Raw genomic sequence first — 23,614 nt, 5'->3', positions numbered from 1 at the left:
GATCGACCCTGGGTCACGAAGCCACGGCCCTGGCAACACGCGCACCGCGCACTGCCTTCCACACCCGCCACCCCAGCAACGCAGCCAGGATGGCCGCATAAATCGCGACTTCCCCCACGAGGTTCTTGCCGGACCGCATCCAGAAGAAATGCAGCAGCGCCAGAACAGAGGCCACGTACACGGTGCGGTGCAGGGCCTGCCAGCGCTTGCCGCCCAGCCAGCGGATGGCCCGGTTGAACGAGGTGGCCGCGAGCAGCAGCAGCAGGGCGAAGGCGAGCATGCCCACGAGGATGAAGGGCCGCTTGGCGATGTCGCGCGCAATTTCCGGAATGTCGAACCCCATGTCCAGCCAGGCGTAGCACAGCAGGTGCAGGAGCGCGTAGAAAAACGCGAACAGCCCGATCATGCGGCGGAACCGCGCCAGTGCCGGCATGCCGGTGAGCACGCGCAGCGGCGTCACCGACAGCGCGATCCACAGGCCGCGCAGGGCCCAGTCGCCGGAGGCGCGGATGAGCGCTTCGGCGGGATTGGGACCCAGGCGGTCGGCCAGCACGCCGTAGACGAGCCAGGCGAAGGGCAGCAGGCAGATCGTGAAGACGACCGGCTTGGCGGCGGGATGCAGCAACAGTTTTTTCATGGAGGTCTACAGGAGGCCAGCAGGCCGGCGGCATCCGGCCCGGGCGCCGTGCGTGGGCGACGGCGCTCCGCGGATCAATAGAACTTCTTGAGATCCATGCCCGCGTAGAGCTGGCCGACCTGGGCCTCGTAGCCGTTGAACATGAGCGTCTTGCGCTTCTTGGCGAACAGGCCGTCCTCGCCGATGCGGCGCTCGGTGGCCTGGCTCCAGCGCGGGTGGTCCACTTCCGGGTTCACGTTGGAATAGAAGCCGTACTCCTGCTTGGCGGCCTTGTTCCAGGCCGTGCCGGGTTCCTTTTCGACGAAGCGGATCTTGACCAGGCTCTTGGCGCTCTTGAAGCCGTACTTCCAGGGCACCACGAGGCGCACGGGCGCGCCGTTCTGATTGGGCAGCACTTCACCATACATGCCGAAGGCAAGCAACGTCAGGGGGTGCATGGCCTCGTCCATGCGCAGGCCCTCGGTGTAGGGCCAGTCGAGCACGGGGCGGCCCACGTAGGGCATGGTCTGCTTGTCGGCCAGGGTCACGAACTCGACGTACTTGGCGCTGCCTTGCGGCTCGACGCGCCTGATCAGTTCGGCGAGCGAGTAGCCCACCCAGGGAATGACCATCGACCAGCCCTCGACGCAGCGCAGCCGGTAGATGCGCTCCTCCTGCGGGCTCAGCTTGAGCAGGTCTTCGATGGCGAACTTGCCGGGCTTGTTGACGAGGCCTTCCACCTCCACCGTCCACGGCGAGGTCTTCAGCGTGTGCGCGTTGCGGGCCGGATCACTCTTGTCGACGCCGAATTCGTAGAAGTTGTTGTAGGTGCTGGCGTCCTTGTAGTCGGTCAGCTTCTCGATGGTGGTGGCGCCCGCCACCTTGCTGGGAACGCTGGGCAGGGCCGCCAGCTTGCCGGGCCGGGGCGTCTGCGCCAGGGCCTCGCGACCGGCCCAGGCCGCCAGGGCCGCGCCGGCGGCGCCCGTGGCCATCAGCTTGAGGAGGTCGCGGCGGTTGTCATAGACCGCGCGGGGAGTGATCTCGCTGCCGGCGGGGTGCAGAAAGCCGTCGTCGTGGTTGCGGATGAGCATGAAGGGTCCTCGGTGGGGGCGCGCGGGGGTGGGAAGACCCTGGTTATACGCGCCGAACCCTCCGAAGGATTCATCCGGCGCTACAACGTTCCGTAGCTGTGCAGTCCGGACAGCCACATGTTCACGCCCAGGAACGCGAACGTCGTCACGCCGAGGCCCACCAGCGCCCACCAGGCCGACACGGTGCCGCGCAGCCCCTTCATCAGCCGCATGTGCAGCCAGGCCGCGTAGTTGAGCCAGACGATGAGCGCCCAGGTCTCCTTCGGGTCCCAGCTCCAGTAGCCGCCCCAGGCCTCGGCCGCCCAGAGCGCGCCCAGCACGGTGGCGATGGTGAAGAACGCGAAGCCGACCGCGATGGCCTTGTACATCACGTCGTCGAGCACCTCGAAGGACGGCAGGCGCGCGGCGATGCGCCGGCGGCCCAGCAGGATGCCGGCCACGATCAGCGCGGAGATGCCGAAATACACCATCCAGTAGCTGCCGCCGTTCTCGGCCGCGCCCTGGCGGAACACGATGGGCTCGAAGCACAGCACCACGCCCAGCAGCCACAGCGGCGCGAGTCTCCACCAGCGCGTCTCGCCGGCCTGCTGCTTGATGAGGTAGGCGAACGCGACCATGGCCGCGAGCGCGAAGGTGCCATAGCCGATGAAGTTGGCGGGCACGTGCAGCTTCATCCACCAGCTCTTCAGGGCGGGCACCAGGGGCTGGATCTCGTGTGCTTCGCGCACCACGGTGTACCAGAGCAGGAAGCCCACGGCCGCGCTCACCACCAGCATGGCGAACCCGCCGAGCGCGCGCGTGGCGTACTGCTCCTCGTAGTAGAGGTAGAAGGCCGCGGTCATCCAGCAAAAGAGCACGAACACCTCGTAGAGGTTGCTCACCGGGATGTGGCCGATGTCCGGCCCGATGAGGTAGCTCTCGTACCAGCGCACCAGGGTGCCGATCAGCGCCATGGCGATCGCCACCCAGGCGATGCGCGAGCCCAGCAGCGACAGCGTTCCGCGCTCGCCGCGGGCGAACATGCCCAGCCAGTAGAACACGGTGCTGATGAAGAACAGCATGCTCATCCAGAGGATGGCGGACTGGCTGGAGAGGAAGTATTTGAGCCCGAACACGGTGTCCGCCCGTGCGAGGCTGCCCGCGCCGTCCTGCTGGTAAAGGCCGATGGCCACCAGCGCCAACGCCGCCACCGCCAGCATCAGCGTGCGCAGCGGCCGCCAGAACCATCCGAGCCAGACCGCGCTGGGGATGGCGCCGAGCAGGATGCCCTTCTCGTACACGTCCATGAAGGCGCCGTAGCGCTGCAGGGCGTAGAGCCCGCCGGCGGCCACGATGGCCGCGAACACCCAGTCGAACCAGTTGCGGCGGGCGAAATAGCCCTCGCTCAGGGTGATGGTGGTGGTGGTCGCCGTGTTCATGCGGTGGTGCCTCCGTGGTGGGGCTTCGCCCCGATGAGCCGTTCGGTGAGGTGGGCGAATTCGCGGTCGCCGTCCATCGTCCTGCGGTTGGTCGACAGGGCCATGGTGGCCTCCGCTCCCGTGCCGCCCGCGCCCGGCGCGAGCCACACCCAGACGCGCCGCTCGCGCACGTAGAGCATCGAGAAGACGCCCAGGATCAGCAGGGCGCAGCCCAGGTAGACCACATTCTTGCCCGGCGCGCGCGCCACCTGGAACACGCTGGCCTGCACCTGGGTGAAATGGGCGAGTTCGAACGCCATGGGGGCCGGGTAGGCCTGCGCGTCGCTCAGCGACAGCACGGCCTGCGTCATGAAAGCGCGCGTGGCCTCGTTCTGCGGCAGGAGTGCGAGGCCCGCGCGCTCGCGCGTGAGCTGCGCGAGCTCGAACAGCGCGCCGTTCAGGATGCGGATGAGCACTTCGCCCGCCCGCTCCCGCTCGTCGGCCGGCACATTGGCTTCCATGAAGTCGGAGATGGCCTGCAGGCCGCCGCGGGGAGGTGCGCCAGCTGAACCCTTGCCGGCATTGTCGGCACCGGCGAAGAGCGACAGCGCGCGCAGCGTGGATTGCGCGAGCTGCTCGGCCAGTTCGGGCCGGGAGCCATCGACCGCGATGGCGACGTAGCGGCGCACGGCCTGCTCGCGCAGCGCCGGGTCCGCCAGCGCCATGCGCATGCGCAGGAAGCCGTCCATGCGGCCCTGGTCGTCGACCGGCACGCGCAGGAAGCGGAACGGATCGGCCGGCGTCTCGCGCACGCCCAGCAGGAACACCGGCTGGCCGTCGCCCGTGTCCACCGGCAGCATGTAGTTGTGGAACTCGCGCGCCTGCCCCGCCGCGTCGCGCAGCTTGTAGGTGACGCTGGGCCCGACGTTGCGCAGCTCCTTGGGCGTGGCGGTCTTGTTGCCTGCGCCGAGGCGGGATTCGATGGACTGGCGCAGGTCCACCTTGCGCACGTCGGCGCCGGAACCGCCGCTGCCCGCAGCGCCGAAGTTCTCGACGTTGATCGTGCGAAGCCCCGTGAATTCGAGGGTGAGGGCCTGCGAAGCGTCGGCGCCCGTGGCCTTGCCCGCGCCCGCACGCTCGATGCGGGTGGAACCGCCCACGGTGCCTTCCACGTCGAACGGCTGCACGCCCGGCGCCATGGGCACGGCGCGCAGCTTGAGCCGCGAGCCGCCGTCGTCGAAGCTCGACTGGTAGATCTCGATGCCGCGGTAGCTGGCGGGGTGGTTGACTTCCACACGCGCGGGCACGGCGTCGCCCGTGGCCTTGTCGTGGATGATGATCTCGCTGGCGAACAGCTTGGGCATGCCGGTGGAGTAGTGCTCCACGATGAACTTCTTGAGCTCGATGGAGAACGGCAACTCCTGCAGCAGCACGCCGTCGGACTGGTTCAGCACCGCGGTGCCCGACTGGGTGCCTTCGGCCACGAAGAGGTTGCCGCGGAACGTGGGGTTGCGCTCGGAGAGGCGGTGCTCCGGGCCCACTTCCGAGACGAGCCCGCCGCCCGCATAGGGCGTCTTGCCGCCCAGCCACATCTGTGCGCGCACGATGAGGTCGCCGTCCAGCAGGCCGCCCAGGCAGATCAGCACGATGGCGCTGTGGGCGGCGATGTAGCCGATCTTGTTGGCGGCGCCGGCCTTGGCGGCGACCATCCAGCCCGTGCCCGGCCCGGCGGACGTATCGCGCTGCTGCAGGCGCACCTTCCAGCCGCCGCCCGCGAGCAGCCCGCCGATGCGCCGCGCCGCGGCTTCCGGCGCTTCACCGGCGAGCGGCGCCTGCGCGCGGTGCGGGAACGCCTTCAGGCTCTGTTCGCGGATGTTCTCCTTGTAGCTGCGCAGGTCGGCGAGGTAGCGCGGCGTGTTGCGCGCGATGCACAGCGAGGTGCTCACCACCAGGAACGCCAGGATCAGCAGGAACCACCAGGCGCTGTAGACCGTGTTGAGGCGCAGCGCGAGGAACACCTCGGCCCAGAAGGGGCCGAACTGGTTCACGTAGTTCACCGAGGGCTCGTGCTGCTTGAGCACGGTGCCGATCACCGAGGCGATGCAGATCACCGTGAGCAGCGAGATCGCGAAACGCATGGACGACAGCAGCTCGACCACGGCGCGCACGGGGGCGGCGCGCTGCGGGGGCGGATGGCCGTGGAGGGTGTCGGACATGGGGGCGGGCGGATGCGCGGGGCAGGAAATGGTGAAAAAGAGGCGGCCGGGATAGTGCGATCAGCACGGGCCGGACGCAAAAAAGGCGGGCCATCCGTTCAGATGTGCCCGCCCGTCTTGGGTGTGATTATCGGCGGCTGGTTCCGGAAGCCTGGGGGCCACCCGGTGGGATTTTGACGCAAATCAAGCGCCGGGGCCTCCCGGAATTCCCGCAGGTGCGTGGGGATCAGCGCAGGCCGGCGATGTAGTCCGCCACGGCACGGATCTCGCGGTCGTTGAGCTTGGCGGCGACCTGCGTCATCTGCACGCTGTTGGCGCGCTTGCCCTCGCGGAACTCGCCGAGCTGCTTGGCCGTGTAGTCGGCGTGCTGGCCCGACAGGCGCGGGTACTGGGCCGGAATGCCGGCGCCGTTGGGGCTGTGGCAGCCGGCGCAGGCGGCGATGTTGCGGTCGGCGATGCCGCCGCGGTAGATGCGCTCGCCCAGGGCGACGAGGTCCTTGTCCTTGGCGAAGCCGGGCTTGGCCTGCTTGCCGGCCACCCACCACGCGATGTTGCGCATGTCGTCTTCCGACAGCATGGCGGCGATGCCCTTCATGACCGGGTCGTTGCGCTTGCCGGACTTGAACTCCTGCAGCTGCTTGACGAGGTATTCAGGGTGCTGCTGCGCCAGCTTGGGGTTGGCGACGATGGAGGAATTGCCGTCGGCCCCGTGGCAGGCCGCGCACACGGCGGTGAAGCTGGCCTCGCCCTTGGCCAGATCCGGCTTGCCCGCCTTCTGCGCCGCCGCAGGTGCCTGGGCCGAGGCCGGGAGCGCAGCCACCGCGAGCGCGGCAGCCATCAGCATGGGGGCGAGCAGTTTCTTCATATCGGGGGTTCTGTGTTGTAGAAGGGGTGCCGCAAAGCCCGTCAATCTTACAATGCGCCCCTTTGCGGGCGTCTCCCTGCTAACCCCCATTTATGACGACTACATCACATGCGCCAGTTGCTGGCCCGGTTCCGCCCGCACCCGACGCCAAGCTCGCCGTGGGATGGATGCACACGGCCCGCTTTCTCACCACCGCCGCGCAGCTGCACCACCTGCCGCCGATCGACGTCCCGGAAATCGCTTTCGTCGGACGCTCCAATGCCGGCAAGTCCACCTGCATCAACACGCTGACGCAGCAAAAGCAGCTCGCGTTCGCCTCCAAGAAACCCGGGCGCACGCAGCACATCAACCTGTTCTCCCTCGGCCGGCAGAACGTGACCGACGCGGTGCTGGCTGATCTGCCCGGCTACGGCTACGCGGCCGTGTCGCGCTCGGACAAGCAGCGCTGGCAGCAGGTGATGGTGAACTACCTCGTGAGCCGCGAGAGCCTCACGGGCATCGTGCTGCTCTGCGATCCGCGCCTGGGCCTCACCGAGCTCGACGAGGCCCTGCTGGAAGCGGTGCGCCCCCGCGTGGAGGCCGGCCTGAAATTCCTCGTGCTGCTGACCAAGGCCGACAAGCTCACGCGCGCCGAGCAGGCCAAGGTGCTGTCCATCACGCGACTGCAGGCGGGCGGCGGCGAGGTGAAGATGTTCTCGGCCCTCAAGAAGCAGGGCGTGGACGAGGTGGCGCAACTGCTCTGGCAGTGGTCGCACCCCCAGGGCACGGCCCCGGCCGGCGACAGCGCCGCGCAGGAGCCCGAGCCTGCCGACCCCGCGCCCGGCCCCGAGGATTCCGAAGCCCCCTGACGCCCCGCGTGGACATGCTGCGCGGGCGGACCACCGCACACGCGCATGACCGACACCACGCTCCATTCGCTGCCCCACGGCATCACCCTGCACTGCCGCACGCGCGGCGAGCCCGGCCGCCCGGTGCTCGTCTTCCTCCACGGGTTCCCCGAAGGCGCGTTCATCTGGGACGGGATGCTGGAGCATTTCTCGCGCCCCGAAAACGGCGGCTACCGCTGCGTGGCGCCTTTCCTGCGCGGCTTCGCGCCCTCCAGCAGCCCGCAGGCCGTGGAGTCGTACCGCGCCAAGCACCTCGTGCAGGACCTGGTGGCGCTGGTCGAGGCCGAATGCGGCCCGGCGGACGCGGGCGGCCGGCTCGCCGCGCTCATCGCGCACGACTGGGGCGGCGCGGTCGCGTGGAACCTGGCCAACCAACGGCCCGATCTGCTGGAGCGCCTGGTGATCGTGAACTCGCCCCACCCCGGCACCTTCCTGCGGGAACTGCGGCAGAGCCCCGAGCAGCAGCAGGCGAGCGAGTACATGCATTTCCTCTGCCGGAAGGATGCCGAGACGCTGCTGTCGGAGGACGGCTACCGCCGGCTGTTCGGCTTCTTCGGCCGCCCGGACGGCAGCGCGCCCGACTGGCTCACGCCCGAACTGCAGGGCCGCTACCGCGCCACCTGGGACGAAGGGCTCACGGGCCCGTGCAACTACTACCGCGCCAGCCCGCTGCGTCCGCCACGTGAAGGCGAGGCACATGCCGCAGGCGTCGAGCTGCCCGACGCCATGCTCTCCATCGGCATGCCGACGCTGGTCGTCTGGGGTCTGGACGATCCCGCGCTGCGGCCGGGCCTGCTGGACGGCCTGGAGCGCTGGGTGCCGTCGTTGCGGCTGCGCACCGTGCCGGGCGCGTCGCACTGGATCGTGCACGAGCAGCCGGAACGCGTGGCGCGCGAGATCGGGGACTTCCTGGCGGATGCGCCCTGAGCGCCTGGGCGCATTGCCCTGCCCTTGCACAGCAGGGTACGGCAGCGCCGGCCGGCCATGCCGCCCCGCGGGCTGTCAATAGACCGGCGGCTCGCCCGGCGGACGCGACTTGAAGCGCCGGTGCACCCAGTAGTACTGGCCGGGCATGGTGTCGATCCACTGCTGCAGTTCGCGGTTCATGCGGGCGGTGTCGGCCTCGAGATCGTCGGTGGGATAGTTCTGCCAGGCCGGCATCATCTCGGCGCTGTAGCCGCGCGGCGTGATGCGGCCGATGAGAGGCACCACCTTGGCCCGCCCCAGGCGCGCGAAGCGCGACAGCGAGGTGATGGTGGCGGCCGACATGCCGTAGAACGGCACGAACAGCGAATCGTTGGGCCCGAAGTCCATGTCCGGCAGCAGGTAGAGCAGCCCGCCCTTGCGCAGCCCGCTCAGGATCGGCTTGACGCCGTCGGCCCGGTTCAGCATGCGCACGTTGCCGAAGCGCTGGCGGCCGGCGAACAGCCAGGCGTCGATGTCCGGATCGGGATGGGGCGTGAAGATCGAGGTGAACGCCCGGTCGGTCTGCAGCGTGAGCGCCGTGCCGGCCGCATCCATGCCCAGGAAATGCGGCGCGAAGATGATCGTGGGCGTGTCGCCCTCCAGCTCGTTCAGTGCGCCGCGGAACTCCAGGCGTTTTTCCACCACCGAACGCGGCGCCATCCAGAGCCAGCTGCGGTCCAGCCAGGCCTGGCAGAAGCGCACGAAGGTCTCGCGCGCCCAGGCCCGGCGCTGCGTGGGGCTGGCCTCTGGAAAGCAGAGTTCGAGATTGCGCAGCGTCACCTTGCGGCGGGGCCTGGCGAGCACATAGAGCACCTGGCCCAGCACCCAGCCCAGCCCGCGCAGCACCGGCAGCGGCAGGCGCGCGAGCACGCGCATCACGGCGGTGTTGATGCGGCCCGCCGTCATGCGGCGTCTCCGGGCGCCGGGGAGGCCGGCGCGGATTCGGCGCGCGGCTGCTTGTAGCGGCCATAGCCCCAGAGGTACTGGCCGGGGGACTGGCGGATGATGTGTTCCATGGAGCGGTTGATCTGCGCGGTGGCGGTGGCGAGGTCGTCGGAGGGCGGTTCGGCCGGGGATTCGAGGTGCAGCACGTAGCCCCGGCCGCGCGGCAGGCGCTCGCAGCGCGCGAGGACCACCGCGGCACCGGTCTGCTGCACCAGCCGGGCGGCGAGCGTCATCGTATAGGCCGGCTGGCCGAAGAACGGCACCCAAAGACCCTGGCCCTCGGGGGGCACCTGGTCGGGCAGCAGGCCCACGGCCTCGCCGCGGCGCAGCGCCTTGATCATCTGCCGCACGCCCGAGAGCGTGGTGGGCACGGCGCGGATGCCGGGGCGGTCGCGTGCCGTGCGCATGAGTTCCGCGAGCCACGCCTGCCGGGCGGGCCGGTAGAGCACCGTGACGGGCCCGTGCTGCTCCGCCCAGCGCCGCGCCGCGATCTGCACGGACAGCTCGAAACAGCCGATGTGCGGCGTCAGGAACACGATGCCCCGGCCGGCCGCCCAGGCACGCTCCACGCATTCGGCGCCCTCCACGCGGCAGGGCGGCGCCTCGGGATGCAGCCAGAGCCGCGGCAGCTCGGCCGCCATGCGGCCCGCATGGGCCACCGCGGAGCGCACGCGCGCGAACGGATAGCCGGCCAGCGCGGCGTTGGCGAGAAAGCGGCGGCGGTACGTGGGCGACGCGAGAAAGGCGATCCAGCCCAGCACCGCGCCCAGCGCGTGGAGCGCCGGCAGGGTCCATCGGGCGAAGAAGCGGAACGCGGGGGGCATCGGTGACAGATCCGTGTCGGTAGAATGGTGGGGTCGCTGAGTTAAATGAGCAACTTGCAGGGCGACGTTAAACAACTCTGCTAAAGCGTTCGCCAAGGCTCCGGAGGGCTGAGGGCAACGCCCAAAATGCCAAAAAACACAGGAGTTTATTCAAATGGCGAACGACTTTCTCTTCACGTCGGAATCGGTGTCCGAAGGCCATCCCGACAAGGTGGCGGACCAGATCTCCGATGCCATCCTCGACGCGATCTTCCGCGAAGACCCGCGCAGCCGCGTGGCGGCCGAGACGCTCACGAACACCGGCCTCGTCGTGCTGGCCGGCGAGATCACCACGAACGCGCACGTCGACTACATCCAGGTCGCGCGCGACACGATCAAGCGCATCGGCTACGACAACACCGACTACGGCATCGACTACAAGGGCTGCGCGGTGCTCGTCGCGTACGACAAGCAGAGCAACGACATCGCCCAGGGCGTGGACCACGCGAGCGACGACCACCTGAACACCGGTGCCGGCGACCAGGGCCTGATGTTCGGCTACGCCTGCGACGAGACGCCCGAGCTGATGCCCGCGCCCATCTACTACGCGCACCGCCTGGTCGAGCGCCAGGCCCAGCTGCGCAAGGACGGCCGCCTGCCCTTCCTGCGCCCCGACGCCAAGAGCCAGGTGACGATGCGCTACGTGGACGGCAAGCCCCACAGCATCGACACCGTGGTGCTCTCCACCCAGCACCATCCCGACCAGTCCGAGACGGCCACCAAGATGAAGGCCAGCTTCGTCGAGGCGGTGATCGAGGAGATCATCAAGCCCGTGCTCCCCAAGGAGTGGCTGCAGGACACCAAGTACCTGATCAACCCCACGGGCCGTTTCGTCATCGGCGGCCCGCAGGGCGACTGCGGGCTGACGGGCCGCAAGATCATCGTGGACACCTACGGCGGTGCCTGCCCGCACGGCGGCGGTGCCTTCAGCGGCAAGGACCCGACGAAGGTGGACCGCTCGGCCGCCTACGCCGCGCGCTACGTGGCCAAGAACATCGTGGCCGCGGGCCTCGCGCGCCAGTGCCAGATCCAGGTGAGCTACGCCATCGGCGTGGCGCGGCCGATCAACGTCACGGTCTACACCGAAGGCACGGGCGTGATCCCCGACGAGAGGATCGCAGCCCTGGTGCAGGAGCACTTCGACCTGCGCCCCAAGGGCATCATCCAGATGCTCGACCTGCTGCGCCCGATCTACGAAAAGACGGCGGCCTACGGCCACTTCGGCCGCGAAGAACCCGAGTTCACCTGGGAAAAGACGGACCAGGCCGCCGCGCTGCGCGCAGCGGGTTCGGAGGCCTTGCAGCGATGTGAACGCGACCACAAGGCCTCCCCCTCCACAGCGCCCACCAAGCCGCTGCCCCTCCCGGGGCGGCGGCTTTTTTCGTTGCGCCCGCTCCTACACCGGCAGTCAGGGCATGCCGACGACGCTCCCCTCGGCGGCTCGCGATGATCGGGACACCCGGTGCAAAGCAGGCGGCCCACCCGCCCGGCAACGGACCCACCGTCAACGGAGCGACACCATGCTGAAGTACGCCATCACTTTCGCCATCATCTCCCTCATCGCCGGCGCGCTCGGCTTCAGCGGCGTGGCCGCGGGCGCGGCGGGCATCGCCAAGATCCTGTTCTTCCTGTTCCTCGTGGTCGCCGTGATCTTCGTCGTGCTCGCCGTCCTCGGCGTGGGCGCGGCGCGCAGGGCGATGAAGTAATCCACCGTCCCCTGCCGGGGGTGGCCGGCTTCCCCGCCGAGCCCGCCCCATTCCATCGGAGCATGCCCGATCCGCCAGTTGCCACCCTGTGGCAGCCGGCGGGCCGGGCATGCTCCGTTCTGCTCTGCGCGGCACCGGTAAGCCTTGCAGTTGGAAACACCTTCACCCGGCCCACTTAGTTGCACCAATAAACTAACAAATCTACAATGGACCCATCCGGCCCACGCCACCGAATGGAACCGCTGCCATGAATCGCACTCCCTCCGCCCTGCATCTGCTAGCCATCGATCCCCAGAACGATTTCTGCGATCTTCCTGTGGACTGGTGCGGCCGCGATCCGGCCACCGGCCGGCCATGCGCCCCCGCCCTGCCGGTGGCCGGCGCCCACGCGGACATGCAGCGGCTGGCGGGATTCCTGCGCCGCCTGGGTCCGCGCATCGACGGCGTGACGGTCACGCTGGATTCGCACCAGCGCTACGACATCGCGCACCCGCTCTTCTGGCACGCACGCGGCGGAGCGGAGGTCGCCCCGTTCACGCCCATCACGGCCACCCAGGTGCGCGCCGGTGAATTCCTGCCGCGCGATGCCGGTGCCCTGCCGCGCGTGCTGGCCTACCTCGATGCCCTCGAATCGCAGGGCCGCTACACGCTGATGGTCTGGCCGGTGCACTGCGAGATCGGCAGCTGGGGCCACGGCGTGCACGCTGCGCTGCTGGCGGCCTGCGCCGACTGGCAGGCGCTGCGCGGCCAGGCGGTGCATGCGGTATTCAAGGGCATGAACCCCTGGACCGAGCACTACAGCGCCATCGAGGCCGAGGTGCCCGATCCGCAGGACCCGGCCACCGCGCTCAACCGGCCCTTGCTCGAGCGCCTGGACGCCGCTGAGTGCCTGGTGATCGCCGGCGAGGCGAGCAGCCACTGCGTGCGCGCCACGACCGAGCACATCGTGCAGCACCTGCCGCGCCTGCAGCCGGGCTGGACACCGGACCGGATCGTGCTGCTGACCGACTGCATGAGCCCCGTGGGCGGCTTCGAAGCGCAGCAGGGCGCGTTCCTCAATGCGATGCGCGCCCGCGGCGTGCAGCTGGCCGCCTCGACCGATTTCGCAGCGTAGCCGCGCTGCCCCCACCTTCCCGTTCACCCCGGAGCACGCACGCATGAAACCCATCATCCAGAGCCTGCTGGACACCGATCTCTACAAGTTCACGATGTGGCAGGCGCTGCTGCACCGCCATCCGCAGACGCAGGCCGAATACCGCTTCGTCTGCCGCAACACGCCCGCCTTCCCGCTCGCCGAGCTGCTGCCCGAGGTGAATGCCGAGCTGGATGCGCTGTGCACGCTGCGCTTCGCGCCGGCCGAGCTGGAGTACCTGGGAGGCCTGCGCTACATCAAGAGCGATTTCATCGACTTCCTGCGCATCTTCCAGTTCCAGCGCAACTTCATCGAAGCGCGCGCGGAAGGGCCGGGCCTGTCCATCGTGGCACGCGGCCCGCAGGTGCACGTGATGGGCTTCGAGATCTTCGTGCTGGCCATCGTGAACGAGCTGTACTTCCGCCGCCTGGGCCATGACGACGCGGCGCTGGAGGAAGGACGGCGGCGGCTCGTCGCCAAGATCGCGCGCGTGCAGGCGCTGGCGGACGAGGCGCCCCGCGCCCACCCCTTCGAGATGTTCGACTTCGGCCTGCGCCGGCGCTACAGCGGCGCCTGGCAGCGCGAAGTGGTGCAGCGTTTCGCCACACAGGCGCCGCAATGGTTCAAGGGCACTTCGAACGTGCTGCTCGCGCGCGATCTGGGCCTGGTGCCCATCGGCACCATGGCGCACGAATACCTGCAGAGCTACCAGGCCCTCGGCGTGCGGCTGCGCGACTTCCAGAAGGCGGCCCTGGAGGACTGGGTGCAGGAGTACCGCGGCGACCTCGGCATCGCGCTCACCGACACCGTCGGCATGGATGCCTTCCTCGCGGATTTCGACCTGTATTTCGCCAAGCTCTTCGACGGCCTGCGGCACGACTCGGGCGATCCGGTCGCGTGGGGCGAGAAGGCGCTCGCGCACTACGCCCGGCTGCGCATCGATGCGCACGGCAAACGGCTCGTATTCTCCGACGGGCTCGACGTGGACCGGGCACTGGCGCTCCACCGGCACTTCGGCGACCGCGTGCAGCTGGGCTTCGGCATCGGCACGCAGCTCAGCAACGACCTGGGCCCGGCACCGATCAACATCGTCATGAAGATCGTGCGCGCCAACGGCCAGCCGGTCGCGAAATTGTCCGACAGCCCCGGCAAGACGCTGTGCGACGATGAAACCTACCTCGCCTACCTGCGCCAGGTCTTCGGCCTGCCCGCGGCCGGCGTGTGAACCCAAGGAAACGAACCCATGCTCCGGATCACCCTCGCCCAGCTCAACTACACCGTCGGCGACATCGAAGGCAACGTGCAGCGCATGGTGGACGCCGCGCACCGTGCCGCGCAGGCCGACGCCGATCTCGTGGTGTTCACCGAACTGGCACTGTGCGGCTACTATCCCGGCGACATGCTGGAAGAGCCCGGCTTCATGGAGCGCGTGGATGCAGGCATCGCCGCGCTGCAGGAGGCCTCGCGCGCCACGCCGCGCCTGCACTGGGTGGTGGGCACGCCCACGCGGGCGCAGGGGCCCGGCAAGCGGCTGCACAACAGCCTGCTGGTACTGCACCAGGGCGAAGAGCGCCTCCGCTATGCCAAGCAGCTCCTGCCCACCTACAACATCTTCGACGAGCGGCGCCACTTCGAGCCCGGCCCCGACGTGGCGCGCGTGCTGCGCATCGGCAGCGCGCAGATCGGCTTCCTGGTCTGCGAGGACGGCTGGAACGACACCGTGGCCGACTACGCCACCAACCCCTTCCAGCGCGTCGCCGACGCGGCGCCGGACCTGGTCGTGAGCATCAATGCGAGCCCCAGCCACATCGGCAAGCGCGAGATCCGGCACCAGGTCTTCGGCGATGCCGCGCGGCGCCATGGGCTGCCGGTGGTGTACGTGAACCAGGTGGGCGGGCAGGACCAGATCGTCTACGACGGCGCATCGTTCGCCGCCGAGCCCGAAGCCGGCGTCGTCTTCGAGGCGCCGCGCTTCGCCGAGGACGTGCGCACGCTGCGGCTCGTGGACGGGCGCTTTGAGGCCGAGGACGGCGGCGCCCTGCCGCCCGTGCCCGCCGACGGCCTGCCCACCATGGACTTCTACCGCCAGCAGATCGTGCTCGGCCTGCGCGACTACGCGCGGCGCTGCGGCTTCCGGCAGGTGGTGGTGGGCAGTTCGGGAGGCATCGACAGCGCCCTCACGCTCGCGCTCGCGGTGGAGGCGATGGGCCCCGAGAACGTGGTCGCCGTGACGATGCCTTCGCGCTTCTCGTCGAGCGGCTCGGTGGACGACTCCGTGGCCTTGTGCCGGAACCTCGGCATCCAGCTCCACACGCACCCGATCGCCGACCTCGTGGCCGGCTACGCCGCGCAGTTCGAGTCCAGCTTCGGCCGACCGCTCGAAGGCCTGCCGCTGGAGAACCTGCAGGCGCGCATCCGCGGCACCATCCTGATGGAATATTCGAACGCCTTCGGCCACCTGTTGCTCACCACGGGCAACAAGTCGGAAATCTCGGTGGGCTATTGCACGCTCTACGGCGACACGAACGGCGGCCTCGGGCTGCTGGGCGATCTCTACAAGACCGAAGTGTTCGAGCTCTCGCGCCACGTGAACGATCACGAGGGCCGCGAGCTGATCCCGCAGGCCATCATCGACAAGGAGCCCTCGGCCGAACTGGCGCCCGGGCAGCGCGACGTCGACAGCCTGCCGCCCTACCCGGTGCTGGACCAGGTGCTGCGCCTCATCATCGAAGGCGAAGGCCTGTCGCACGCCGAGTACGAGGCGGCCCGCGCGTTCTCGGCCCAGCTGCAGCACGACGAGGCCGGCCGCGCCCTGGTGCACCGCGTGCGCCAGATGGTGGCGCGCAACGAGTACAAGCGCCGCCAGGCCCCGCCCATCCTGCGCGTGCGGGCCAAGGCCTTCGGCAACGGGCGCCAGATGCCGATCGCGGCGAAGTACGTCTGAGCCTGCGCCCCCGTCCCTCCGCAACCCGGCGCACCTCCGTGCCGCCGCGCGGGTGCGGGACGGGCTACATTTGCCGATGACGCCACTGCCGAGATGGCGGTACGCCACCTCCCGCCGGTTCCTCCACGCCTTTCCGGATTCCATGTACGACACCGCCATCCTCATCGGGCGCTTCGAGCCCGTCCACAACGGCCACCTGGCCCTGCTGCGCCGCGCGCTGGACAGCGCCCGGGACGCCATCGTCATCATGGGATCGGCCTGGCAGGCCCGCTCGCCCAAGAACCCCTTCACCTGGCAGGAGCGCGAGGCCATGCTGCGCAACGCCCTGCCCGAAGCCGACCGCGCCCGCCTCACGGTGCTGCCGGTGCGCGACCACTACGACGAACTCGCCTGGGTGGCCGCCGTGCTGCAGGCCGTCGCACGACACACGCAGCCCGATGCCCGCATCGGCCTCGTGGGGCACTTCAAGGACGCGACCAGCAGCTACCTGCGGGCCTTCCCCGGCTGGCAGCTCATCGCCGTGGAGCGCCAGGGCAGCATCGACGCCACCGCCATCCGCGACGCCTATTTCGGCGCGACGCCGGATGCCGTGCCCGGCGCGCTGCAGCCGCTCGCGGAGCAGATGCCCGCGAGCACGCTGGATTTCCTGCGCACGTTCGCCCAGGGCCCGCACTACGCGGCCCTGCAGGAGGAATGGCACATGCTGCGCGGCTACCGCGAGGCCTGGGCGCAGGCGCCCTACCCGCCCGTGTTCGTGACCGTGGACGCCGTGCTGCGCTGCCAGGACCACGTACTGCTCATCCGCCGCGCGCATGCGCCCGGCAAGGGGCAGTTGGCGGCGCCGGGCGGCTTCATCGAACAGCGCGAAACCGTCTGGCAATCCTGCCTGCGCGAGTTGGCCGAAGAAACCCATTGCGTGCTTCCCGAGGCCCGCATGCGCGCCGCATTGCGCGAGGTGGCCGTGTTCGATCATCCCGACCGCAGCCAGCGCGGCCGCACCATCACGCACGCGCACTATTTCGACCTGGGGAGCGACGATTTCCCCGACGTGCGCGCGGACGACGACGCGGCGCACGTGGAGTGGGTCCCGATCGCTTCGCTGGCCGCGCTGGAAGAGGCGTTCTTCGAGGACCACTTCCACATGCTGGACCATTTCCTGGGCATCACGTCGCACACGGGCGGATGATGGCCGCACGGGGCAGCGACCGCGCTGCCGGGTTCCGCCGGGGCAGCACCGCAGCTCCTGTGGAGTGGATACACCGTCGTGTGACGGCTTCGGCGCCTGGAGCCGGTGCCGAGGGGCGGGCCACCGGCCCCCCCGGCAGCCGCCGAGCCGCAAACCCGATGCCGTAAACTCCGCGGCTCGATCTGTGGGGGTCGGGCTTGCGTGGAATGTGAGCCACTCACAACTATTAAAGACCATGGCCAAGCCTTCCAAATCGTCATACATCTTTGCTATCGCCCTGATCGCCGCAGTACTGGCGATTTACCTCCCAGGGCTGCACAGCCAGCTGTTGTTCGATGACCTGCGATTGACCGAAGGTCTCATATTCAACGATTACGGCAACATCCTGCACTTCAAGCAGCGGATGCTTTCGTATGGCACCTTCGTCTGGGTCGACGGTTTGTTCGGCGATGGCTGGTGGAAGCAGCGGGCCGTCAACATCGCGCTGCATCTGGGCGTGGTGGCCGCCCTCTACGGCCTGGTCAGAGCGCTGCTGACGCACACCCGTTTTCCGGAAGAATTCGAAACCTCCCCCCACTTCGACGCGTCGCGCCGTGCCGCCCTGCAGATCGGCGTCGCGGTCTTCGCCTTGAACCCCGTCGCCGTGTACGCGGTGGCCTATCTGATCCAGCGCTCCATCCTGATGGCGACGTTGTTCGCAGTGCTGGCCTGCTTCTTCTTCGTCCGAGGATTGCAGCGCGAGCGCGCACTGGGCTGGTATGCCGCCGCGGTGGTCAGCTACGTGGCGGCAGTGCTCTCCAAGGAACACGCGGTGATGGTGGCGGCCATGGCCGTGCCGCTCTACATCCACGTCCGGCGTCCGAGCTGGAAAACCGTCGCCATCATCGCCGGCGTGTCGTTCGCGCTGATCCTGCTGGCCGCCGCCGTGTTGTTCGGCATCTATGGCCAATTCATCGGCAAGGCTTTCGACCAGCGCTCGATCGACTTCACCCGGCAGCTGGAGCAGATCAGCCCCGGGATCGGCCAGCGCATGTATCCGCTCAGCATCATCAACGAGGCCGCGCTGTTCTTCGCCTATGGCTTCCTGTGGTTCGTTCCGAACGTGATGTGGATGTCGGTCGATCTGCGACCGGCGTTCCCCGTGTCGTATGCCACATTTCCCCAGATCCTGGGCGTCTTCGGTTATGGGGCGCTGCTGTGCGCCGCCATCTGGAGCGTGTTGCGCCGACGCGGCGTATTGAGCCTGGCAGGGGTGGCGCTGCTGTTCCCGCTCCTTCTGTACGTGACCGAATTCGCCACCGTCTGGGTGCAGGACCCGTTCGTGCTGTACCGGAGCTACCTCTGGGCCGTCGCGATCCCGATCCTGGTGGCCATCGTGCTCACCGGGCTGCGGCCCCGCACCATCTACTGCATCGGGGCGGCGGTGGGCATCGTTCTGGGGATGCTGGCGTTCGAACGGGTGATGTCCTTGAGCGACGATGCCACCGCGTGGGGCGACGCCGCGGAAAAAATCGACATGAATGCGCCCGCCAATGCGGTCGGCCGCTGGCGCCCCTTCCTGAACCTGGGCGCCGACCAGCTCAACCGCGGGCTGGTCTCCGATGCCCAGCGCAATCTGGCGAAGGCCGATGCACTGGGCGCGCTGAACGGTGCGGCCCGCTTCAACCTCGGTGTCGCGCTGCAGCAGCAGCAAAAGCATGCGGAAGCCCTGGCAGCGTGGACAGAAGCTGAAAAGCAGGGCTTCAAAGACCTTCCGCTGTACTACCACCGGGGAGAGTCGGAATTCGCACTGGGACAGTTCGCTGCGGCCTATGAGAGCTTCAGCAAGGGCATGCAACGCTCGGCGGAGGGCGTGACCACGGATGACGTCGTACGCATGCGCGAAGCCATGCGCCTGCGCCGTGCCGAGGCCGCCATCGGCGCCAATCGTTTCGATGACGCCCTGCAGGACCTCGCCGTGTTGCACCAGGCCAATGGTTCCAGCCAGCGCGTGCTGCTGGGGACCGGAATGGCCCAGGTCGGCAAGGGCGACACCCAGGCCGCCTTGGCCACCTTCGACCGGATCATTGCCAGAACGCCGAATGCGGCAGTGGCCTATTACGGACGCGCGATGGCTTTGCGCGGCGCGGGTCGCATCGATGAAAGTTTGAAGGCGATGGACCGCGCCATTGCGCTGGACCCACGCAACCCACAGTACCCGCAAGTGCGCGCGCAGATCGCCGGGCCTGCCAAGAAGCCCTGAGCGGCCGTACCCGTCCATGGCTTTGCGCATACTGCATGTCGGCAAGTACTACCCTCCCTACCGCGGGGGCATGGAAGTCTTTCTGGACGACCTGCTCAACGAACAGCGGCGGCAAGGCATCGATGCGCATGCACTGGTCCACGGCGATCCGCTGCCGGACGATCCTCCCTGGGTGGTGCGGGTGCCGGTGCAGTTCAATCTGAGCTATGCGCCCATCGCGCTGGGATTCAGAACCGCCCTCAACCGCGCCATCGACCGTATCCAGCCCGACGTGCTGCACATCCACATGCCGAACAACTCGGCGCTGTGGGCACTGACACTGCCCGGTGCGCGGAAGGTGCCCTGGGTGGTGCATTGGCACTCGGATGTCGTGGTTTCCAACATCAAATGGTCGGTGGCCCTGGCCTACATGGCCTACCGCCCGTTCGAGCAGGCACTGCTGGAACGGTCCCAGCAGATCTTCGCCACCTCGCCCCCCTACCTGCAGGCCAGCGCCGCCCTGAAGCCATGGCGCGACAAATGCGAGGTGGTTCCTCTGGGAATCAACTTGCGCGCGGCCGCGCCGGACACGCCGGCTGCCAGCGCTGCCAGCGTCCAGGCGGGATCCCAGTGGCGAGAAGGCACGCAGTTCAAGTTGCTGTCCATCGGCCGACTGACCTACTACAAAGGCTTCGAGACGCTGATCCGCGCCGTGAGCGAGCTGCCAGGCGTGGAACTGCTCATAGCCGGCGAAGGTGAGCTGCGGGAAGAGCTGCAGGCGTTGATCGAACGGCACCGGCCCGGGAACGGGCCGCCGGCGGTGCGCCTGGTCGGCGAGGTGGACGAGGCGGAAAAACATGCGCTGCTGCAAGCGTGCGATCTTTTCTGCCTGGCCTCGCGTGAGCGGACCGAAGCCTTTGGCATCGTCCTGCTGGAAGCCATGCAGCACGCCCGCGCCTGCCTGGTCACGGATCTGCCCGGCTCCGGCATGCCCTGGGTCGTGGCACAGGCCCAGGCAGGGATGCATGTCCCTTTCGAAGACATTGCTGCATGGCGCAGCGCCATCGCCCGCTTGCAGCACGATGTGGACCTGCGCCACCGGCTGGGGCAGTCGGGAGCCCGCTCGCTGCACCGGCTCTTCAGCATCGTCCCCTGCACGAAAACGATCACCCGCCACTACCGCGTCCTCACGCCCGGCATGCGCCCGGCGGAAGTCCGCGACGACTTGCTGGTGGTGATCTCCGCACGCAACAACGAGCAGGACATCGCCCGGCTCATCCGGCGGGCCCAGGCCCTGGCGAAGGCCGAGGTGGTCGTCGTGGACAACCGCAGCACCGACGCCACCTGCCACATCGCCGAGCAGTGCGGAGCAAAAGTGCTGCGCCCTCTCCTGGAGATGACCAACTGGGGAAGCCTGCAGACCGGGCTGCGGTACGCCCAGGCCCACGGCTTCGGGACCGTGGTGACCATCGATGCCGAAGGCCGCTACGAAGTGGAAGAGCTGCCGGCGCTGCTGTCGGCCCGTGGCCAAGCCGACGTGGTGGTGGCCTACTTCGCGCAGCGCAACAGCTTTATGCGGCGCATCGCATGGCGGTGGCTGCGCTGGCTCACAGGCTTCGAGCTGCGGGATTTCGTATCGGGTTTCCGCCTCTACAACCGCGATGCGCTCCAGGTCGCCACATCCACCGAAGCCACGATGCTGGACCACCAGGACATCGGCACCCTGCTATTGATCAGACGGCAGGGCCTTCGAATCTCCGAACAGCCGCTGACCCTGCATTCGCCGCGGGTGGACCGGTCGAAAATCTTCAGATCATGGGGCAACGCGGTGCGCTACATTGCCACTTCCTCGCTGTTGAGCATTGCGCTGACGAAGCGCAAACCGCCACGCACCCCTCCGCTTTAGCGGTCACCGAACGACCAGCTTACCCATTCTCGACCGGCCTCCACGCACCGGGGAGCGATCCGCTCCGGAGACGATTCTCCAGCTCACGGCAGCCATACCTTGACTCTGCAGCAGAGCACCCGGCACCGCACGACTGAAGACGTGCATCGACGGATGGTCACTGCGGGCGGTCCACTGGCCCTGGCCTGTCACGCCGCCCCGGACGCGATCATGCGAGGTGCTTGTACACCTGTATCGTCTCTTCGGCACAGCGGTCCCACGACAAGCGGGCAGCACGCTGCAATCCCTGGGCCCTGGCGCCGGCCCGCCAGGCTTCGTCGTCGAGACACTCCAACAGGGCGTGGGCAATCGCTTCCACGTCGTGCGGGTCGACCAGCCTCGCCGCGCCACCCGCCACTTCCGGCATGCAGGACGTGGTGGAGGTCAGCACAGGGGTTCCGCTCGCCATGGCCTCGATGATCGGCAGGCCGAAGCCCTCGTACAGCGATGGATAGGCCATCAGCCGGGCACCTGCATACAGGGCCGGAAGCCAACGCTGGTCGACGAACGCCATGTACCGCAGCCAGCCCTCGTCCTGTGCGCGCGCCATGCGTACATGCACGGATTCGGAATTCCACCCCTGCCCGCCGGCAATCACCAGGGGGCATTCGCGGCGCAAGTCCATGGGCAACAGCCCATAAGCCTGCACCAGACGCTCCACATTCTTCCGGGGCTCGACCGTTCCCACGAATAAGGCGTATTGCCCTGCCTGCAGGCCAAGTGCCTGCATGGCAGGCTCCAGCATCTGCCGATCATGGGGCCGGAACGCGGCATCAGCGGCGAGATGGATGGCCGTCACCCGCCCCGCCGGCATGAGGCCCCGCTCAACGATTTCCTGGCGCACCGTTTCCGAAATGGCGATCACATGATCCGTGCGTGCCAGACTCGGGCCCAGGGTCATATTGAGGTAATCCACCCGGGCCGGCGGATGGAACTGGGGGCACAGAATGTGCGAGAGATCGAGCACCGTGCTCAAGGTACGCCCGGGAAACGGCGGCACAATGTAATTGGGCGAGTGATAAATCGCGTTCTGGTTGCCCCGGAGGCGCCAGCCGAACAAAGTCGGAGTCACCTTGCCGTACATCCGTACCATGAACGGGCTTTTGGCGAGCCGCGTGCGCAGTGTTTTGCGTTCCGCGATGGCGATGCCACTCTCAGCGACATCTTCGGTCGACTTGGCGCCCAGCCCTTCCAGGGGATTGTCGAGCCAACGACCCAAAGAGAAATATCGCACCCTGGAAACGTCTTCATGGCGCTCCAGGCGCAGCGCAAGTTCGTAAGCGTAGCGGCCGATCCCTGTCAACGGCGCCCGGAGCGCATCGGCGCCCAATATCACGTCAAGCATCGGGGGAGTCGGAGACATAGATATTCAAATACACAGTTCAGCGTCCAAACACGACGCACACAAAAGCGAACCACCCGGCAAAATGCAGAAGCGTTGCACGGGTGGTGTGACCCCAAGACAGGCGTCTCAGGCGGCGCGCTTAGAAAGAAAAGCCGGTGCTGTTGCGGCGAAGGTCAGCCTCGACCATCATCTGGCACAGTTCTTCCAACGTGGTCTTGGGCTCCCAGTTCAGCTTTTCCTTGGCCTTGGCGGCATTGCCGATCAGCAGATCGACTTCAGCGGGGCGGTAGTACTTCGAGTTGATGCGCAGCACCGTCTTTCCCGTGGCGACATCGATACCCACCTCGTTCTCTTCCTTGCCCTGGAACTCCACGGTAATCCCGGCTGCCTTGAAAGCCATGAGCGAGAAGTCCCGCACCGTCTCGGTCCTGTTGGTGGCAAGAACGAAGGTATCGGGCTCGTCCGCCTGGAGCATCCGCCACATTCCGTCCACATATTCCTGGGCAAAACCCCAGTCGCGTTGAGCGTCCAGATTTCCCAGCTCGATGACGTCCATCTTGCCCAGCTTGATCTTCGCGACGCTGTCCGTGATTTTCCGGGTGACGAACTCTCTGCCGCGAAGAGGGCTCTCGTGATTGAACAGAATACCGCTCGCACCAAAAATACCGTAGCTCTCGCGATAATTCACCGTCATCCAGTGGGCATACAGCTTGGCCACGCCGTAGGGGCTCCGGGGGTAGAAGGGCGTCTCCTCGATCTGGGGAACGGCCTGGACCTTCCCGAACATTTCGGAAGTGCTTGCCTGGTAGAACTTGATGCTCGGATCGGTCAGGCGGATGGCTTCCAGCAGGTTCAGAGCGCCCAGCCCCGTGATCTGTGCCGTGGTGCACGGTTGATCGAAGCTCACACCCACGAAACTCTGCGCGGCCAGGTTATACACCTCCACGGGTTCGACCTTGCGCAGCAGGGCGATGCTGCTTCCCAGATCGGTCAGGTCATACTCCATGAGGCGGAGATTGGGATGGTTCTCTATCCCCAATTCCTCGATCCGCCAGAAGTTGACAGAACTAGTCCGCCGGTACGTTCCAACGACCTTATAGCCTTTTTCCAGCAAAAGCAGCGCAAGATAAGCGCCGTCCTGGCCAGTAATTCCCGTAATTAATGCTGTTTTCATAATACCTTTCAAATATTTGCTTGAAACTTTCGAACTGTAGGACAAAATAACGGACTCGATCATTAGCGCGAAAAAGAACCGACAATTTCAGTCCCGTCATTTTATTCCCCTCACC

At 67.6% G+C, this 23,614-nt stretch carries 18 protein-coding genes and 1 pseudogene; 10 read left to right on the top strand and 9 right to left on the bottom strand.

Going from position 1 to position 23,614, the window contains the following annotated elements:
- Positions 1–13: 13 nt before the first annotated feature.
- From Q9R47_RS07985 to Q9R47_RS07965, 5 genes are all read right to left on the bottom strand, one after another.
- On the bottom strand, positions 14–637 hold the full coding sequence (locus Q9R47_RS07985) for a protein-methionine-sulfoxide reductase heme-binding subunit MsrQ (protein WP_311232668.1): 624 nt from the start codon (positions 635–637) through the stop codon (positions 14–16).
- 74 nt (positions 638–711) lie between these two features.
- Complete coding sequence (gene msrP, locus Q9R47_RS07980) at positions 712–1,707, bottom strand: protein-methionine-sulfoxide reductase catalytic subunit MsrP (RefSeq protein WP_311232667.1); 996 nt, start codon at positions 1,705–1,707, stop codon at positions 712–714.
- Between the two features lie 80 nt (positions 1,708–1,787).
- Positions 1,788–3,125, bottom strand: coding sequence for a c-type cytochrome biogenesis protein CcsB (ccsB, locus tag Q9R47_RS07975; RefSeq protein ID WP_311232666.1), 1,338 nt, complete (start codon positions 3,123–3,125; stop codon positions 1,788–1,790).
- A complete protein-coding gene (locus Q9R47_RS07970; protein WP_311232665.1) occupies positions 3,122–5,320 on the bottom strand; it encodes a cytochrome c biogenesis protein ResB in 2,199 nt (732 codons plus the stop codon). The genes ccsB and Q9R47_RS07970 overlap by 4 nt, the downstream gene beginning before the upstream one ends.
- Positions 5,321–5,546: 226 nt before the next feature.
- Positions 5,547–6,185, bottom strand: coding sequence for a c-type cytochrome (locus Q9R47_RS07965; protein WP_311232664.1), 639 nt, complete (start codon positions 6,183–6,185; stop codon positions 5,547–5,549).
- A 92-nt stretch (positions 6,186–6,277) separates the two neighbouring features.
- On the opposite strand from Q9R47_RS07965, the gene yihA reads away from it, so the two are divergent.
- Positions 6,278–7,033 carry a ribosome biogenesis GTP-binding protein YihA/YsxC gene (gene yihA, locus Q9R47_RS07960; protein WP_311232663.1) on the top strand — a complete coding sequence of 252 codons (756 nt, stop codon included), beginning with the start codon at positions 6,278–6,280 and terminating at the stop codon, positions 7,031–7,033.
- Between the two features lie 45 nt (positions 7,034–7,078).
- Positions 7,079–7,999: an alpha/beta fold hydrolase gene (locus Q9R47_RS07955; protein WP_311232662.1), complete on the top strand. Its 921-nt coding sequence runs from the start codon at positions 7,079–7,081 to the stop codon at positions 7,997–7,999.
- 75 nt (positions 8,000–8,074) lie between these two features.
- Here Q9R47_RS07955 and Q9R47_RS07950 read toward each other — a convergent pair whose 3' ends face one another.
- Both Q9R47_RS07950 and Q9R47_RS07945 read right to left on the bottom strand, forming a co-directional pair.
- On the bottom strand, positions 8,075–8,944 hold the full coding sequence (locus Q9R47_RS07950; RefSeq protein ID WP_311232661.1) for a lipid A biosynthesis acyltransferase: 870 nt from the start codon (positions 8,942–8,944) through the stop codon (positions 8,075–8,077).
- Entirely contained in the window at positions 8,941–9,807 is an 867-nt protein-coding gene (locus Q9R47_RS07945) for a lysophospholipid acyltransferase family protein (protein WP_311232660.1), read from the bottom strand. Before Q9R47_RS07945 ends, Q9R47_RS07950 begins: the two co-directional genes overlap by 4 nt.
- Positions 9,808–9,961: 154 nt before the next feature.
- Here Q9R47_RS07945 and metK point away from each other — a divergent pair.
- The 8 genes and pseudogenes from metK to Q9R47_RS07905 all read left to right on the top strand — a co-directional run.
- Positions 9,962–11,131 (top strand): annotated as a pseudogene (metK, locus tag Q9R47_RS07940) (methionine adenosyltransferase); the annotation flags it as partial.
- Positions 11,132–11,366: 235 nt separating this feature from the next.
- Complete coding sequence (locus Q9R47_RS07935; RefSeq protein ID WP_311232659.1) at positions 11,367–11,552, top strand: DUF1328 domain-containing protein; 186 nt, start codon at positions 11,367–11,369, stop codon at positions 11,550–11,552.
- 247 nt (positions 11,553–11,799) lie between these two features.
- Positions 11,800–12,666 carry a cysteine hydrolase gene (locus tag Q9R47_RS07930; protein ID WP_311232658.1) on the top strand — a complete coding sequence of 289 codons (867 nt, stop codon included), beginning with the start codon at positions 11,800–11,802 and terminating at the stop codon, positions 12,664–12,666.
- A gap of 43 nt (positions 12,667–12,709) precedes the next feature.
- On the top strand, positions 12,710–13,909 hold the full coding sequence (gene pncB / locus Q9R47_RS07925; RefSeq protein ID WP_311232657.1) for a nicotinate phosphoribosyltransferase: 1,200 nt from the start codon (positions 12,710–12,712) through the stop codon (positions 13,907–13,909).
- Between the two features lie 18 nt (positions 13,910–13,927).
- Positions 13,928–15,628 (top strand): NAD+ synthase, encoded by a 1,701-nt coding sequence (locus Q9R47_RS07920; protein WP_311232656.1) that lies wholly within the window; start codon positions 13,928–13,930, stop codon positions 15,626–15,628.
- A gap of 142 nt (positions 15,629–15,770) precedes the next feature.
- Positions 15,771–16,814, top strand: a complete 1,044-nt coding sequence (locus tag Q9R47_RS07915; RefSeq protein WP_311232655.1) for a bifunctional nicotinamide-nucleotide adenylyltransferase/Nudix hydroxylase — start codon at positions 15,771–15,773, stop codon at positions 16,812–16,814.
- A 235-nt stretch (positions 16,815–17,049) separates the two neighbouring features.
- Positions 17,050–19,056 carry a tetratricopeptide repeat protein gene (locus Q9R47_RS07910; RefSeq protein ID WP_311232654.1) on the top strand — a complete coding sequence of 669 codons (2,007 nt, stop codon included), beginning with the start codon at positions 17,050–17,052 and terminating at the stop codon, positions 19,054–19,056.
- A gap of 16 nt (positions 19,057–19,072) precedes the next feature.
- Positions 19,073–20,941, top strand: coding sequence for a glycosyltransferase (locus tag Q9R47_RS07905; protein WP_311232653.1), 1,869 nt, complete (start codon positions 19,073–19,075; stop codon positions 20,939–20,941).
- 208 nt (positions 20,942–21,149) lie between these two features.
- Here the strand turns inward: Q9R47_RS07905 and Q9R47_RS07900 are convergent, their stop codons facing one another.
- Together Q9R47_RS07900 and gmd are read right to left on the bottom strand one after the other, a co-directional pair.
- Positions 21,150–22,325: a glycosyltransferase family 1 protein gene (locus Q9R47_RS07900; protein ID WP_311232652.1), complete on the bottom strand. Its 1,176-nt coding sequence runs from the start codon at positions 22,323–22,325 to the stop codon at positions 21,150–21,152.
- A 139-nt stretch (positions 22,326–22,464) separates the two neighbouring features.
- A complete protein-coding gene (gene gmd, locus Q9R47_RS07895) occupies positions 22,465–23,499 on the bottom strand; it encodes a GDP-mannose 4,6-dehydratase (RefSeq protein WP_311232725.1) in 1,035 nt (344 codons plus the stop codon).
- Positions 23,500–23,614: the final 115 nt, after the last annotated feature.

This window comes from Acidovorax sp. PRC11 (assembly GCF_031844105.1).
Classification (GTDB): Bacteria; Pseudomonadota; Gammaproteobacteria; order Burkholderiales; family Burkholderiaceae_C; genus Paracidovorax.
The sequence above is the reverse complement of the archived record's forward strand: the minus strand, read 5'-3'. Positions and strand labels throughout refer to the sequence as shown.